The organism is Streptomyces sp. SID4985 (genome assembly GCF_009863025.1).
Classification (GTDB): domain Bacteria; phylum Actinomycetota; class Actinomycetes; order Streptomycetales; family Streptomycetaceae; genus Streptomyces.
This window is the reverse complement of sequence record NZ_WWIR01000500.1, coordinates 1-1,305: the sequence shown is the minus strand read 5'-3', so window position 1 is coordinate 1,305 and position 1,305 is coordinate 1. Positions and strand designations below refer to the sequence as shown.

The window sequence follows — 1,305 nt, the reverse complement described above, 5'->3', positions numbered from 1 at the left end:
GGCGGACAGGGCGGGCGCGGGCTGAAGAGCCTGCCCAAGCCGACGATCATCGGCCACCGGGGCGCCAGCGGCTACCGCCCCGAGCACACCTTCGGCTCGTACGACCTGGCGCTGGAGTTCGGCGCCGACATCGTGGAGGCCGGTGACCTGGTGCCGACCAAGGACGGCCATCTCGTCTGCCGGCACGAGCCGGAGATCGGCGGCACCACCGACGTGGCGTCGCACCCCGAGTTCGCGGGCCGCAGGACCACGAAGGTCCTGGACGGGGTGTCCGTCACCGGCTGGTTCACCGAGGACTTCACGCTGGCCGAGCTGCGCACGCTGCGCGCCGTCGAGCGCATCCCCGCCAACCGGCCGCACAACACCCTCTACAACGGCCGCTGGCCGATCCCCACCTTCGAAGAGGTCCTCCAGTGGCAGGACCGGCGCACCCGTGAGCTGGGCCGCCAGGTGTGGATCTACCCCGAGCTGAAGCACCCCACCTACTTCCGCAAGCTCGGCCTCGGCCTGGAGGAGCGGGTCGCCAAGCTGCTCCACAAGTACGGCAAGGACAGCCGCAACTCCCCGGTCATCGTCCAGTCCTTCGAGCCGACCAGCATCCAGCGGATGAACCGGCTGGTCGACAACCCGCTGGTCGTCCTGCTCGACCAGGCGGGCACCCGCCCGTACGACTTCGTCGACACCGGCGACCCGCGCACGGTGGCGGACCTGGTCACCCCCAAGGGGCTGCGGGAGATCGCCGGTTACGCGCAGGGCATCGGCCCCACCCTCGACCTGATCATCCCGAAGAAGTCCGACGGCACCCTGGGCACGCCCACCACCCTGGTCGGGGACGCCCACAAGGTCGGTCTGATCCTGCACCCCTACACCATGCGCAACGAGAACCCCTTCCTCCCGGCCGAGTACCGCCAGGGCAGCGCCCCGGACGGCTACGGCGACCCCTTCGGCGCCTTCCGCACCTACTTCGCCACCGGCATCGACGGCGTCTTCACCGACAACGCCGACACCGCCCTGCTCGCCCGCGCCGACTTCCTCGGCCACTGAGCCCCGGCGTCAACTCCGCGACCGCTCCTCCCTGATGGGGGTGACGCCGCCCCGTCCCGGAAACCCCCGGGCCGGGGCGGCGCGTCGTTGCGCATATGACGTACGACCTGGTGGCCGCCCTGCGCCCGCTGCTCACGGCCGAGGCGTCCGCCGAGGCACATGCCACCGGAAGCGAGCCGGGCGATCTCGAACAGGCCGTCTGGGTGCGGCTCCTGGAGCGGCTGGCGGCCGACGGACCGCCGCCCGACCCGCAGCGCTGGC

Annotated in this window: 1 protein-coding gene and 1 pseudogene; both read left to right on the top strand. The window is 71.7% G+C overall.

The features are described 5' to 3' along the window. Positions 1–1,044 (top strand): glycerophosphodiester phosphodiesterase (locus GTW40_RS21940; protein WP_161181899.1); only part of this gene is annotated, 1,044 nt, incomplete at its 5' end. A 95-nt stretch (positions 1,045–1,139) separates the two neighbouring features. Further along, positions 1,140–1,305 (top strand): annotated as a pseudogene (locus GTW40_RS21935) (sigma-70 family RNA polymerase sigma factor); the annotation flags it as partial.